The sequence below is a fragment of the Massilia sp. Masssp94 genome (assembly GCF_059491305.1).
In genome coordinates this window covers 4,872,875-4,886,347 of sequence record NZ_CP168501.1, presented here as the reverse complement: position 1 = coordinate 4,886,347, position 13,473 = coordinate 4,872,875, and the positions used below count along the sequence as shown (strand labels likewise).

Annotated in this window: 10 protein-coding genes; 4 read left to right on the top strand and 6 right to left on the bottom strand. The window is 66.7% G+C overall.

Annotation, left to right across the window (positions count from 1 at the left end):
* Positions 1–3: 3 nt before the first annotated feature.
* Positions 4–1,740 carry an MFS transporter gene (locus ACEN9G_RS21565; RefSeq protein WP_483126943.1) on the bottom strand — a complete coding sequence of 579 codons (1,737 nt, stop codon included), beginning with the start codon at positions 1,738–1,740 and terminating at the stop codon, positions 4–6.
* The gene (locus ACEN9G_RS21560) at positions 1,737–2,183 is read right to left on the bottom strand and encodes a MarR family winged helix-turn-helix transcriptional regulator (RefSeq protein WP_483126942.1); all 447 of its coding nucleotides are present in this window, start codon (positions 2,181–2,183) and stop codon (positions 1,737–1,739) included. The genes ACEN9G_RS21565 and ACEN9G_RS21560 overlap by 4 nt, the downstream gene beginning before the upstream one ends.
* Positions 2,184–2,387: 204 nt before the next feature.
* Between ACEN9G_RS21560 and ACEN9G_RS21555 the strand changes: the two genes are divergently transcribed.
* A complete protein-coding gene (locus ACEN9G_RS21555; RefSeq protein WP_413342541.1) occupies positions 2,388–3,632 on the top strand; it encodes a dienelactone hydrolase family protein in 1,245 nt (414 codons plus the stop codon).
* A gap of 160 nt (positions 3,633–3,792) precedes the next feature.
* On the top strand, positions 3,793–4,989 hold the full coding sequence (locus ACEN9G_RS21550; RefSeq protein WP_413342542.1) for an esterase/lipase family protein: 1,197 nt from the start codon (positions 3,793–3,795) through the stop codon (positions 4,987–4,989).
* Here ACEN9G_RS21550 and ACEN9G_RS21545 read toward each other — a convergent pair whose 3' ends face one another.
* From ACEN9G_RS21545 to ACEN9G_RS21535, 3 genes are all read right to left on the bottom strand, one after another.
* Entirely contained in the window at positions 4,990–6,894 is a 1,905-nt protein-coding gene (locus ACEN9G_RS21545) for a hybrid sensor histidine kinase/response regulator (RefSeq protein WP_413342543.1), read from the bottom strand.
* Between the two features lie 181 nt (positions 6,895–7,075).
* Positions 7,076–7,927 carry a helix-turn-helix domain-containing protein gene (locus ACEN9G_RS21540; protein WP_413342544.1) on the bottom strand — a complete coding sequence of 284 codons (852 nt, stop codon included), beginning with the start codon at positions 7,925–7,927 and terminating at the stop codon, positions 7,076–7,078.
* 31 nt (positions 7,928–7,958) lie between these two features.
* Positions 7,959–8,807, bottom strand: coding sequence for an alpha/beta fold hydrolase (locus tag ACEN9G_RS21535; protein WP_413342545.1), 849 nt, complete (start codon positions 8,805–8,807; stop codon positions 7,959–7,961).
* A 255-nt stretch (positions 8,808–9,062) separates the two neighbouring features.
* On the opposite strand from ACEN9G_RS21535, the gene ACEN9G_RS21530 reads away from it, so the two are divergent.
* Positions 9,063–11,321: an ATP-binding protein gene (locus ACEN9G_RS21530; protein ID WP_483126941.1), complete on the top strand. Its 2,259-nt coding sequence runs from the start codon at positions 9,063–9,065 to the stop codon at positions 11,319–11,321.
* Positions 11,322–11,339: 18 nt separating this feature from the next.
* Positions 11,340–11,798 (top strand): response regulator, encoded by a 459-nt coding sequence (locus ACEN9G_RS21525; protein ID WP_413343213.1) that lies wholly within the window; start codon positions 11,340–11,342, stop codon positions 11,796–11,798.
* Positions 11,799–11,825: 27 nt separating this feature from the next.
* Here the strand turns inward: ACEN9G_RS21525 and ACEN9G_RS21520 are convergent, their stop codons facing one another.
* Positions 11,826–13,454 carry a response regulator gene (locus tag ACEN9G_RS21520; RefSeq protein WP_413343215.1) on the bottom strand — a complete coding sequence of 543 codons (1,629 nt, stop codon included), beginning with the start codon at positions 13,452–13,454 and terminating at the stop codon, positions 11,826–11,828.
* Positions 13,455–13,473: the final 19 nt, after the last annotated feature.

Here is a 13,473-nt window from a genome sequence, read left to right as displayed (position 1 = left end):
GATTCAGGTTGGGACGGCCGGCGTCGGCTGGGGCGGACGCGGCGCCGTGCGGCGGTCGCCGGATGGGACGGCGATCGGCGAATCGGTCGGCTCGGGCGGCGCAGGCACCGGCACCGGCGCCGGCGGTGGCGGCGCTACGTATTTCAGCCACAGCGAACGGCCGAAGATCCACGCGGCCAACAGAGTGGCGATGATGGAAATCAAGAGGAACACGTCGTTGTAGGCGAGGATGTTGGCTTCCCGCGCGGCCGTCTGCGTCAGCACGGAGATGCCCTGGCGCGTGCGCGCGGACGGGTCCGCCAGCTGGCGCGCGTACGCCGCCCCGTACTGCTGGATGCGCGCGGCGACGAGCGGATCGAGCGAACTCAGCTGCTCGGCCAGCACGGACGAGTGGTATTTTTCGCGCATCACCTGGAACGTGCCCAGCAGCGACGAGCCGATCAGTCCGCCCAGGTTCTGCGTCAGGCCGAACAGCACGGAAAAGCTGATCAGGTTCGCGGGATTGGCGATCACGGACCCGAGCAGCGTAAGCAGCAATGGCCCGAGGAACATCACGCCGCCGAACGCCAGCAGACCCTGGCTCACGTACATCTGGGCGGGGCGCGTGGCGTTGGTCGCGTTCGAATCGATCCATGCGCCCAGCGCCATGATCAACAGCGCCACCACCTGCGGCGCCATCAGGTGCGGCGGCCGGGTGACCAGCACCGAAACGACGATGCCGAGGATGGTCGCGAGCAGGATGACGATGAACAGCGTCTGCATCTCGTCGTTGTTCAGGCCCACGAGGCGCAGGAAGCCGACGGCGCCCACGCTCTGCTCCGACAGCACGACGCGCACGAGCATCAGCGCGATGGACAGGCGCAGGATCATCCCGTTGGTCAGCCAGCGGATATTCAGCAGGGGGTTGTCGCGGTTGTGCTCGACGCAGATCGCGGCCAGCAGCAGCACGATGGACACGGCCAGCGCGATGCCCACCCATGCATTCTCCGTCCACCACAGCACGCGGCCGAACGTGAGCGCCGCGCACAGCAGCGCCATGCCGGGCGCGAACAGCGAGAACGTGAGGAAATCCGCCGGCCGGAACGCCCTGAAGCGGTCGCCCGGCGGCAGCTTCAGCCACAACACGGCGGCCAGGGTGACCAGCGTGAGCCCGAGCTCGAACAGATACAACCCGCGCCATTCCGCGATCTGCAGCAGGCTCCTGGAAAAGATGTAGGCGATCGGCTGGGCCAGCTGCGCGATGCCGGTCGAGATCACGATGCCGCGCGGCCGCCACTCCTTTTTGAAAGCCTGCAGGCTGTAGTACAGGCCCAGCGTCGACAGGGCCGCGCCCGCCATGCCGTGGGCCGCGCGCACGGCGATCGCGGAGCCCAGGTCGTTGACGAACAGGTGCGCGAACGTGATCAGGGCATACAGCACGAGGAAGAACTCGGTGAACGCGCGCAGGCCGAATTGCTGGCGGAATTTCACCAGCAACAGATTCATCGACACATTGGTCATGACGTAGGCCGTCGGCAGCCAGTTGACTTCGGCCGCGAAGACGCCCAGCGTGCCCTGCAGGTTGACGAGGTTGACGGTGACGAGCGCGTTGCCGAGGCCGCCCGTGATGGTCACGAGCGTGCCGACCAGGAAATAGGCGATGCGGCGCGGCGTCGAGTGCCTCGGAAACGATGGTCCGCCCGGCAGCGTGGGACGCTCGTCGGGATGCCACTGGCGCGGCGCGTAGTCGGCGTCGCTCATGGGTTCTCCAGCAGCCGCTGCAGGTCTTCCAGCACGGCCGCCGCCGCCGCCATGGCGCCGGCATCCAGCCGCGCGACCGTCAGGCGCCGCAGCGTATCCGCTTCCGCGTGGACGCGGCGCGCCACCGCCTCGCCCTGCGGCGTGAGCGCGATGCGCTTGACGCGGCGGTCGTCCGGCTCCGAATCGCGCCGCACGAGGCCGCCCGCGACGAGGCGGTCGAGGGTCGTCACGAGCGTGGCGCCGTCCACGCCGAGCCGGCGCGCCAGTTCCCGCTGCGACGGCGGTTCGGGGCTGTCCGCCACGGCCGTCAGCGCGTTCCAGCCGGCCATCGTCAGCCCGTTCGCCTTCAGGTGGCGTTCGAGCGCGAGGCGCCAGGCGCGCGCGCTGCCTTGCAGCGCTTGCAGAAAACGGTCGTCGGGGTCGTCGGGGTCGTCGGTATTCATGTCAGTTAAACATGGGTATCCCAATCGTTGGCCATCCAGATTATCTGCCTGTTATGGCAAATGTGGCCACACGTGAAGATTTAGTTCGAGATTTGGTTAATTGGACATTGCTCTGAGAAATCACCGTGCTTAGAATCAATTCATTCCGCGAGGCAATCAGTTCTCGGGGAAAAGTGCAAACCCGGTGTCGCTCCAGAGTCTTCCATGCTTAAAGTCCGCCCTTCCGTTCGCAAACTGACGTCCGCCTTCATTGCCGCCCTGGCCCTGCTGCCGGGTCTCGCCATCGAACAAGAGCTTCAGCTCGACTATCGGATCAACGAGCACATCGTCCTGATCCCGGCCGGCCAGGACCATCAGGCCCGCCTGGAAACGACCGTGTTCCAGCCGAACGGCCCAGGGCCCTTCCCGCTCATCATCGTCAACCACGGCAAGGATCCGGGTCACCCGAACCTGCAGCCGCGCGACCGCTTCTACCACATGGCCCACGCCTTCGTGGAACGCGGCTATGCCGTGATGGTGCCGATGCGCCAGGGCTTCGCCAACTCGACGGGCTATTACCGCGACCATGGCTGCGACATGACGGCCAACGGCTACACCCAGGCCGAGGACATCAAGGACACCCTCGAATACGCGCGTGCGCAGAAGTGGGTCGACGCGGACCATATCGTTGTCGCCGGCCAGTCGTACGGCGGCCTCGCGACGATGGCGCTCGGCACCGAGGACCTGCCGGGCGTGCGCGGCCTGATCAACTTCGCGGGCGGCCTGCGCGACGACAGCAACGGCTGCGGCTGGCGCTCGGCCCTCGTGTCGGCCTTCGCCGAGTACGGGTCGCAGAACAAGCTGCCGAGCCTGTGGATGTACGGCCAGAACGATTCGCTGTTCTCGCCGGAACTCGTGGCGCGCATGCACGACGCGTTCGAACAGGCCGGCGGCCGCGCCCAGCTCGTCGAGTACGCCCCGTTCAAGCGAGATTCGCATGGAATGCTGGCCAGCCGCGACGGCCAAAAGGTATGGCTGGCCGACACGATGCACTTCCTGCAGCAGATCGGCATGCCGACCAGGGTCGTGTACAAGGTGCCGGAACCGCCGCAGCCGCAGGCGACGAACTTCGCCGGTATCGAGGACATCGAGGCCGTGCCGTTCCTGTCCGAGAACGGCAAGCGCGCCTACCGCGAATACCTGACCAAGATGACGCCGCGCGCGTTTGCCGTGTCGCCCAGCGGCGCCTGGTGCTGGGCCGAGGAAGGCGAGGATCCGGAAGCCCGCGCCCTGGCCACCTGCTCGGCCAAGAGCGACAAGCCGTGCCGCCTGTATTCGGTGGACGAGCACGTCGTGTGGAACCCGGACCTGGCCGAGAAGGCTGCCGTCACGGCATCCAATGCGCCGGCCCCGGCCACGCCGGGCGATGGCGCGGTGGGCAATGCGGCGGGCATGACGGCGGCGAACTAACCTCGCGTTGCACAATGTGCGGCGGTATAGTGCGCACAAGCCACACCGACGCCATTTTGTTGCATTGCAGCAGCCGTTTCGTCGTCCCGGTCGAGGCAGCGCAAACTCTGTGCCGCATATCAAACCGACAATGGGCTCGCCACGTCCAATGGAGAGTCACATGTTGCGACTGACGAAGTCCTGCGCCTGCGCGCTGCTGGCGCTTGCCGCCTTGCTGGGCACGCCCGCGCGCGCCACCAACAACGATCCCGTCGTGCTCGTGCACGGCGTCCTCGGCTTCGGGCCGGAATCGCATCCGCTCGGCAGCTTCCTGTACTGGGGCGGCTACGGCAACATCGCCGCGCACCTGACCGTCTACCACGGCCCGCACACCGTCTTCACGGCCCAGGTGGGCGCGATCGCGTCGAACTGGGACCGCGCCGCCGAGCTGTATGCCCAGATCAAGGGTGGCTGCGTCGACTATGGCGCCCACCACGTGGCGCGCTACGGCTATCCCGGCCAGGCACAGAAGCCGGCCGGCAAATGCTGGGCCGCGGACCCCGCCAACAATCCGGAAAACTACCCGCTCGCGTTCTACCCGCAATGGGATGCCGCGCACCCGGTCCACATGATCGGCCACAGCCAGGGCGGCACGACGATCCGCGCCCTGGTCCAGTTGCTGGAACACGGCTCGCCCGACGGCGACGAGGGCGGCGGCGAACTTTATAAAGGCGGCAAGGTCGGCTGGATCAGGAGCGTCGTGACGATCTCCGCGCCGCACGACGGCACCACGTTGCGCGATGCCGTAGTGGACGTGCTGCCGAACCTGCGCAGTCCATTGCGCGACATCCTCGACAACGAACTGGCCCACTGGGAACTGGCGCCGGACGGCGCGCGCGAATTCAACCGCTGGGCGCTGACGTCGCCGTCGGTCTATTATTTTTCGGTGGGGACGCTGGCGACGGAAGCCGGCGCCTGGTGCTGCAACGGCACGGACCGCGTGCTCGCGCCCGTACAGAACGTCCAGTTCCAGTATCCGCGCGCGGACATGATCCCGTACTTCAAGCTGTTCGCCGGCGAATGGATCGTCGGCTCGCTGGCCCAGCCGGGCATGGGCTCGTACACACAGAACGCGCCGGGCCGCGTGCGCATCGACAGCGCATGGTTTCCGAACGATGGCGTGGTCAACACGGTGAGCATGCGCGCGCCGAGCGGCCATCCGGTGCGCGACTACGACGGCAAGGCCGTCAAGGGGACGTGGAATTTCCTCGGCAATTACCGCGGCTACGACCATTTCGATATCTTGAACTGGCCGAATAACGGGCCGTCGGCCGACCCGATCTACGAGCGGATCAGCGACATCATCTTCGGCTTGTAATCACATCGCAGACCGCAAGGTCCGCGCCAGGTCCGACAGCCGATACGGCTTGTTGACGAACGCGAACTCGTTGAGGTCGACGCCATGCCGCTGCTTGAGGGCCGGCAGCGGATAGCCGGACGCGAGCATGATCTTGGTGGCCGGATAATGCTCGCGCGTGTAGCTGGCCAGCTCGATGCCGTTCATGCCGTTTGGCATCACGACGTCGGTGAACAGGATGTCGATGTCGCGCTGTTCCATCACGTCGATCGCTTCCTGCCCGCTGGCGGCCGTGACGACCTCGTAGCCCATGCTCGTGAACAGCGACGCGGCCACGTCCATCAGGTCCGGCTCGTCCTCGACGATGAGGACGCGCTCCGTGTGCTCGGCCTGTGCCTCCTCGGCGGGATTGACGACGGCCGGCAGGTAGATCGCGATCGTCGTGCCTTCGCCCGGCATGCTGTCGATGGCAACCTCGCCGCCCGACTGCTTGATGAAGCCGTAGACCTGCGACAGGCCCAGGCCCGTGCCCTTACCCACTTCCTTCGTCGTGAAGAAGGGTTCGAAGGCGCGCGCCACGACGTCCGGCGGCATGCCGGTGCCCGTGTCGCTGACGGTCACACGCACGTATTCGCCCGGCGCGAGGCCGGCCGGATGCTGGCCGTCCGCCACGATATTGCCCGTCGCGATGACGAGGCGGCCGCCCTCCGGCATCGCGTCGCGCGCGTTGACGACGAGATTCAGCAGCGCCGACTCGAAGCGGGCGCTGTCGATCAGCGCATTGTGGGCCTTGCGATCGAGGTCGATCACGAAATCGATGGACGGATTGCCGGCGCGGCGCAGCACGGTCTCGAAGCCGCGAATGACGGCATTGAGGTTGCGCGTTTCCGCCTGCAGCGGCTGCTGGCGCGCGAACGCGAGCAGTTGCTGCGTCAGGCGCGCGCCGCGGTCGATCGCGCGCCGCATCGATTCCAGCGTGCGCGCATCGCCCTCGCCCCGCTGCAGGTTCAGCACCTCGATGCCGCTGGACAGCACCGACAACAGGTTGTTGAAATCGTGCGCGACGCCGCCCGTGAGCTGGCCGATGGATTCCATCTTCTGCGCCTGGTACAACGCGATGCTGGCCTTTTCCAGCGCCTCGTCGGCCTTCTTCTTTTCCGTCAGGTCGCGCGTGATCTTGGCGAAGCCGAGCAGTTCGCCGTCGTCGTCGCGGACGGCGTCGAGCACGGCATGGGCCCAGAACCGCGAGCCGTCCTTGCGCACGCGCCAGCCCTCGGACTCGTAGCGGCCCGCCGCGGCGGCCGTGTCCAGCGCGCGCTTCGGGATGCCCGCGGCCTGGTCCTCCGGCGTATAGAAGCGCGAGAAATGGCTGCCGACGATCTCTTCCTGGCGATAACCCTTGATGCGCTCGGCGCCCGGGTTCCAGTTGGTGACGGTGCCTTCCGGCGACAGCATGAACAGCGCATAGTCAGTGACACCGTTCACGAGCAGGCGGAAGCGCTGCTCGCTTTCCCGCAGCGCATCCTCGGCGCGCTTGCGCTCGGTGACGTCGCGCGTCACCTTCGCGAAGCCGAGCAGGACGCCTTCCTCGTTGTAGATCGGATCGATCACCACGTGCGCCCAGAACCGCGAGCCGTCCTTGCGCACGCGCCAGCCCTCGGCCTCGTACTTGCCCTCCGCGAGCGCGATCGCCAGCGCCCGCGCGGGCTTCCCCGCTTCGCGGTCCTCCGGCGTGTAGAAGCGCGAGAAGTGCTCGCCCAGGATCTCTTGCGCAACATAGCCCTTGAACCGGTTGGCGCCGGCATTCCAGCTGCTGACGTAACCGTTCGGATCGAGCATGTAGATGGCGTAGTCGCTGATCCCGGAGATCAGGTACTGGTAGCGCCGCTCGTCGGGCCAGGATTGCGTGGGGGTCAGGTCGTTCATTTACTACGGCTGAATGCGCTCGGAATAGGGTCAAAACCGGGTCATCATACACCGCAGGAAAAAGCCTTGCGCGCGTTGCGATTAACGAATTTCACATTGTCAATTTTAGGATTTTATTGGGCAAGAAAACTTGCATTGACGATGCATCTTCACCAAAAATCACCGGAATTGATGAGTGTTATTACACCGCAAAATTTTCGCGGAACCATGCCGCCGTCGTACCGTCGGCCGGAAAAAACGATTCCAGCCGCAACTCGTGCACAGTGACGTCGTGCGGCGTGCCGAGCGTCGTGATCGTCGTGAACAGGTTCAGTTCCACACCCTCGTGGGCGATCGTCAGCGGCAGGAACGGCAGCGCGCGCCGGTCGAGGTTCGGCACGTGGCCGTCGGACAGTCCCGCCATCCCGGGCAACGCGGACAGTTCGGCCAGCAGCGCCGTCGCCTCGCTGCCCGGCCCGTCCGCCATCGCTTCCCGCTGGATCCACAACAGGCTGTCCGCGCACACGGCCTCCCAGTTGACGAGGCGCGGCCGCAGCCCGTTCGGGTCGAGCATCAGGCGCAGCACGTTGATGGAGCCGTCGCGCGGGATGGCCGCGTCCGGCGGCAGGCCCAGCAGCCACTTCATGAAGCCGGCGGCGGGCTCGTTGAACATCACGAGATTCCACAGCCGGTCCACGACGAGGGCCGGAAACGGCGCCTGCTGGCGCAGCATGAAGTCGAGCGCCTGCATCACGGACAACAGTTCCGGATCGGACAGGTTGCGCTCCTGGTAGGCGGGCGCGAAACCGGCGGCGAGCAGCATCGCGTTTCTCTGGCGCAATGGCACGTCGAGCACGATGCCGAGTTTCAGGACCAGGTCGCGGCTCGGCTGCGCCCGTCCGCTCTCCAGGAAACTCAGGTGCCGCTGCGAGACGCCGCCATCCACGGCAAGACGCAGCTGGCTGTAGCCGCGCCGCGTGCGCCAGTAGCGCAGCGCCGAGCCGAAGTCGCTGAAGTAGCCGTCGCCGCGCGCGTCCGCGTGTCCATCCTGCATCGTGATCCCCTGTTGATGTAAAAGCGTCAATTTAGACCTCCGCACGGATGAACTCAAGCAACTCGCCATTGACCTGCTCCACGTGCGTGAGGAACATGCCGTGCGCGGCGTCTTCGTGGACGACGAGGCGGCAGTCCGGCACGAGGGCGGCGGTGCGGCGCGCGGTCAGCTCCAGCGGCGCGGAGACGTCGAGTGCACCGGCGATCAGGAGCACGGGCACGTCGACGGCTTCCAGCTCCGCCTCCATGCTTGACGCCTCCACGCAGAGGTGGCAATCGTGCAGCGCCTGGAGCGAGCATTGCAGGGCCATCTGCGCGAGCCAGTCGCGCATGCGCGGGCCGGCGCCGGGCACGAACGGCTCGACGTTCTCCTCGATCCAGCGCGGGAAGTCGTGCAGCAGCTGCGTGCTGCGGAACTGTTGCAGCAGCGCGGGGTCGACCCCGTGCGGATTCGATGCGGACAGTGTGATGCCCGGCGTCATCGGCCCGAGCAGCGCGACCTGCGTCACCCGCGCGCTGCCGTGGCGCGTGAGGTAGCGGACGATCTCGTTGCAGCCCATCGAATGCCCGACCAGCACGACGTCGCGCAGGTCGAGGGCTTCGATGACGGCCGCGATGTCGTCGGCGAGCGTGTCGAGGTCGTAGCCGCCGCCCGGGTCGGACGAGCGGCCGTGGCCGCGCCGGTCGAAGGCGATGCAGCGCAGGCCCTGGCGGCACAACACCATCATCTGGTAGCCCCAGGAATCGGAGCACATCGACCAGCCGGCCACGAACAGCACGGGCCGGCCGCGGCCCCAGTCGCGGTAGTACAGGTTGACGTCGCCCGCGATGATGGTGTTCGGGGCGGCGGTGTAGGCGCGGGTGTGTCGCTGCAGGGTCATGATGGTCTCCTTCGGTGGTTGACGTTGGAGCCAGTGTGCCCGGCGGCGTGCGGCGCGGCGATTACCTCCCAGGTAATGACGGCTGTCGTCGAATTTCCCATTTCTACGGCGACAAGGCCATCAACACACCCGCGCAATTCGCCGGATTCGCGCGAATCGATGAGGTATCGTTGTATGAACGCCGGACGGACGCCCAGCTTTTCAATGTAAAATGCTGCACTTGCAACCCGACGTTTCCGACGCCGTTGACCACCCATGACCCAGGCCGCCACCGTACCCGTCCTCGACCTGTCGACCTGCGACAAGGAACCGATCCGCACGCCCGGCAGCATCCAGCCGCACGGTTTCCTGCTGACGCTCGCGCCCGACCTGGCCGTGCTGCAGGCCAGCGCCAACCTGGGCGACTGGACCGGCGTCGCGGCGGGGGACGCCGTCGGGCAGCCGCTGGCGGACGTGATCGGCGCCGCGGCGGCGCAGCGTATCGCGCCCGAGCTGGCGGCCGACCTGGGTCCGCGTCCGTACTACGTCGGCACGATCACGACGGCCAACGGCCACCACTTCGACGTGCTGGCCCACAAATGGGATGGCGTGACCATCGCCGAATTCGAAGCCGTCGACCGCGCGGAAGCGGCGGATTTCCGCCACTTGTACCCGCTGATCGGCGACTTCCTGCTGAAGGTGAACGACGCGACCGGCATCGAAGCGCTGGCGAGCCTGGCGTGCCAGCACATCCGCTCCGTGACGGGTTTCGGGCGTGTGCTCGTCTACCGGTTCGACGCGGACGGCCACGGCCACGTGATGGCGGAAGCGCGCGACGAACGCTGTCACTCGTACATGGGGCAGCACTTTCCCGCGTCCGACATCCCGGCGCAGGCGCGCGAGCTGTACAGGCTGTCGCGCATCCGCCTGATCCAGGACGCGACCTACGTGCCCGCCCCGCTCGTGCCGGCGCTGAACCCCGTCACGGGCCGGCCGAACGATTTGTCGTTCGCGGCGCTGCGCAGCGTGTCGCCCGTGCACCTGCAATACATGCGCAACATGAACACGCTGGCGTCGATGTCCGTGTCGCTGATGGTCAAGGGCAAGCTGTGGGGCCTGGTCTCGTGCCATAACGAAGAACCGACCCCGGTCACCTTCGAAAAGCGCACGGCGTGCGAGCAGCTGGGCCAGATCCTCGCGCTGTGCATCGAATCGCGCGAGGACGCGGCCGACCTGCAGTTCCGCCTCGACGTGCGGCGCACGATGGTGTCGATGCTGGCCGGCCTCACGCAGGGCAGCGACTTCGTCGAGAACCTGGCCAATGTGTTCCCGGACCTGCTGCGCTTCGCGCGCGCGTCGGGCGCGGCGATCATGGTCGACGACCGCGTCCTCACGTACGGCGACACGCCGGAGGAAGACGACATCCGCGCCCTCGTCGACTGGCTCACGCTGCACGACCACGGCGACGTGTTCCACAGCGATAAACTGTCCGCGCAGTATCCGCCGGCGGCGCGCATCGCGCGCAACGCCAGCGGCCTGCTCGCGATGCCGATCTCGCGCATCCACAAGCACTACCTGCTGTGGTTCCGTCCCGAGTGGGTGCACACGATCGAGTGGGCGGGCAATCCGCACGGGAAAGTGCCCACGCCGGGCGCCGGGTCCGGCGCCACGCCCACGCAGCTGTCGCCGCGCACGAGCTTCGAAGCGTGGCGCGAGACGATCCTCGGCACGAGCCAGCCGTGGCACCAGGGCGAGATCGAGATGGCGCTGGAATTCCGCACCGCCCTCCTCGGCATCGCGCTCGAACGCGCGGAGCAGATGGCCGAATTGGCCGAGGAACTGGGCCGCGCGAACAAGGAACTGGAAGCGTTCTCGTACTCCGTGTCGCACGACCTGCGCGCGCCGCTGCGCCACATCGTCGGCTTTGCCGACCTGCTGCTCGAATCGGCCGGCGACGAGGACGCCCAGCAGCGCCAGCGCTTCCTCAAGAACATCAAGGAAGCCGCGCGCCTGGCCGGCAAGCTCGTCGACGACCTGCTGTCCTTCTCGCAGATGGGCCGCGCCTCGCTGCGCCCGACGACGGTCGACATGCACGACCTCGTCGCCTCCTGCCGCGACAAGCTGGCGCTGGAAACGCGCGGCCGCAACATCGAGTGGAACATCGGCACGCTGCCGGAAGCCTGGGCCGACCCGACGTTCCTGCACCTGGCCCTGTTCAACCTGCTGGCCAATGCCGTCAAGTTCACGGGCCAGCGCGATCCGGCCGTGATCCGCATCTCCGCCGAAGACCATCCGCACGAGACGGTCTTCCACGTGGCGGACAACGGCGCCGGCTTCAACATGGAATACGTGCACAAGCTGTTCGGCGTATTCCAGCGCCTGCACCGGATGGAAGATTTCCAGGGGACGGGCATCGGCCTGGCGAACGTGCGCCGCATCGTCGAGCGCCACAACGGCCGCGTCTGGGCCGACTCCGTGCAGGGCGAAGGCGCGACGTTCTCGTTCGCGCTGCCCAAGCCAGACTCATCTCATTGAAAGTTTACGAAGACATCCATGCTCAAACCCATCCTGCTGGTCGAAGACAACCCGAACGATCTCGAACTCACGCTGATCGCGCTGTCCAAGAGCCAGCTCGCCAACCAGGTCATCATCGTGCGCGACGGCGCCGAAGCGCTGGACTACCTGCACCGCCGCGGCGAATACGCGTCGCGCGCGGCCGGCAATCCAGCCGTCGTCCTGCTCGACCTGAAGTTGCCGAAAGTGGATGGATTGGAAGTCCTGCGCGAAGTCCGCAGCACGGACGGGCTCAAGCCCCTGCCGGTGGTGATGCTGACGTCGTCGAAGGAAGAGCAGGACCTCGTGCGCAGCTACGAGCTGGGCGTGAATGCCTACGTCGTCAAGCCGGTGGATTTCACGGAATTCGTGCGCGCGATCGCGGACCTGGGCATTTTCTGGGCCGTGCTGAACGAACCGCCGCCGGGGTCGCAGCGCTACATCAAGCCCAACAAGTAACGATCCGTGCCAACGCGAATGTTCGCGTCACGCATCGTTACGCGTGGGCACAGGGGTGCCCGCCCTACGGCGTAGCAAATGCCGGATGCGCGCGCTGAGCGCGTCCGGGTGGTAAGGCTTCTGCAACAGGTTGACGGACGCCTCCAGCTTCCCTTCGTGCGCCAGCACGCCCTCCGCATAGCCCGACGTGTATAGAATCTGCGCCTGCGGCAGGCGCGCACGCACCACCTCGCCCAGTTGCAGGCTGCTCACCGGGCCCGGCATGATCACGTCCGTGAACACGAGGTCGATATGCTGGCCGCGCTCGACGATCTCCACGGCCTTCGCCGCATCCGGCGCCTCCAGCACCTTGTAGCCGAGCGCGGACAGGATGCCGCAGGTCGTGCTGCGCACGTCTTCCTCGTCCTCGACGACGAGGATCGTCTCGATGCCACCCAAAAGCGGCGCCGTCGGCGCCTGTTCCGCGTGCTGCGGCTCGGCCTCGCTGCGCGGCAGGTAGATGCGTACGCTGGTGCCCTTGCCCGGCTCGCTCCTCAGCACGATCTCGCCGCCGGACTGCTTGACGAACCCGTACGCCATCGACAGGCCCAGGCCCGTTCCCTGTCCCGTCGGCTTGGTCGTGAAGAACGGCTCGAACGCGCGCTCCAGCACTTCGGGTGCCATGCCCTTGCCCGTGTCCGCCACTTCGATCAGCACATAATGGCCGCGCGGCACTTCGGTCGGCAACACGCCGTCGGGCCCGGCATTGGCCGCGCGGATCGTCAGCGTGCCGCCGCCCGCCATCGCATCGCGCGCATTGATCGCAAGGTTCAGCAGCACGTTGTTGAGCTGGTTCGGATCGACGAGCGTGCTGCCCAGGCTTGCCGAAATGTCGGTCACGACGCGCGCGCGTGGACCGAGCACGCGGCGCATCATGTCGTCCATCTCGCGCAGCAAATGGCCAGGATTGATCACGACGGCCTGCAGCGGCTGGCGGCGGGCAAAGGCGAGCAGGTGCGACGACAGCCTGGCCCCGCGCTCCACGCCGGCCAGCGCCATGTCGACGCGCGCCTTGCCGGCATCGTTCAGGTTGCCCACCAGCTTCAGCAGCTGCAAATTGCCGCCGATGATCTGCAGCACATTGTTGAAATCGTGCGCGACGCCGCCCGTCAGCTGGCCGATCGCCTCCATCTTCTGCGCCTGGTACAGCGCCGACTGGCTAGCGGCCAGCTGCTCCTGGCTGAGACGCAGCGACACGAACGCCGCATCGCGCTGGCGCCGCGCGATGCACGCATCGCTGTGGTAGCGCACGCGCGCGACGAGTTCGCGCGGATCGGGCCACTTGACGAGGTAGTCGTTGGCGCCGAGCGCGAACGCTTTCGCCTTGATCTCGGGATCTTCTTCGGACGACAGCAGGATGACGGGAATGTGCTCGGTGTCCTTGTCCGCGCGCAGGCGGCGCGTGACTTCGAAGCCGTCGATCTCAGGCATGCGCAGGTCGACGAGCACGACCGTCGCGCCGATTTCCTTGGCCAATTCGACCGCCATGCCGGGGTCGCGGGCATAGCGCAGCGCATACGAGGCGCATCCCTTCATGCCGTGGGAGATGATGTCCTCGGCAAAGGGTTCGTCGTCGATCAGGAGAACCGAGCAGGCGTTGGAGTCTTCTTGGTTCATTGCAACTGCGGAAGTAGCG

Coding starts and splice junctions, on each gene's coding strand:
- ACEN9G_RS21565 (WP_483126943.1), bottom strand. CDS start 1,740: ATGAGCGACGCCGACTACGCGCCGCGCCAGTGGCATCCCGACGAGCGT.
- ACEN9G_RS21520 (WP_413343215.1), bottom strand. CDS start 13,454: ATGAACCAAGAAGACTCCAACGCCTGCTCGGTTCTCCTGATCGACGAC.
- ACEN9G_RS21550 (WP_413342542.1), top strand. CDS start 3,793: ATGTTGCGACTGACGAAGTCCTGCGCCTGCGCGCTGCTGGCGCTTGCC.
- ACEN9G_RS21555 (WP_413342541.1), top strand. CDS start 2,388: ATGCTTAAAGTCCGCCCTTCCGTTCGCAAACTGACGTCCGCCTTCATT.
- ACEN9G_RS21530 (WP_483126941.1), top strand. CDS start 9,063: ATGACCCAGGCCGCCACCGTACCCGTCCTCGACCTGTCGACCTGCGAC.
- ACEN9G_RS21535 (WP_413342545.1), bottom strand. CDS start 8,807: ATGACCCTGCAGCGACACACCCGCGCCTACACCGCCGCCCCGAACACC.
- ACEN9G_RS21540 (WP_413342544.1), bottom strand. CDS start 7,927: ATGCAGGATGGACACGCGGACGCGCGCGGCGACGGCTACTTCAGCGAC.
- ACEN9G_RS21525 (WP_413343213.1), top strand. CDS start 11,340: ATGCTCAAACCCATCCTGCTGGTCGAAGACAACCCGAACGATCTCGAA.
- ACEN9G_RS21560 (WP_483126942.1), bottom strand. CDS start 2,183: ATGAATACCGACGACCCCGACGACCCCGACGACCGTTTTCTGCAAGCG.
- ACEN9G_RS21545 (WP_413342543.1), bottom strand. CDS start 6,894: ATGAACGACCTGACCCCCACGCAATCCTGGCCCGACGAGCGGCGCTAC.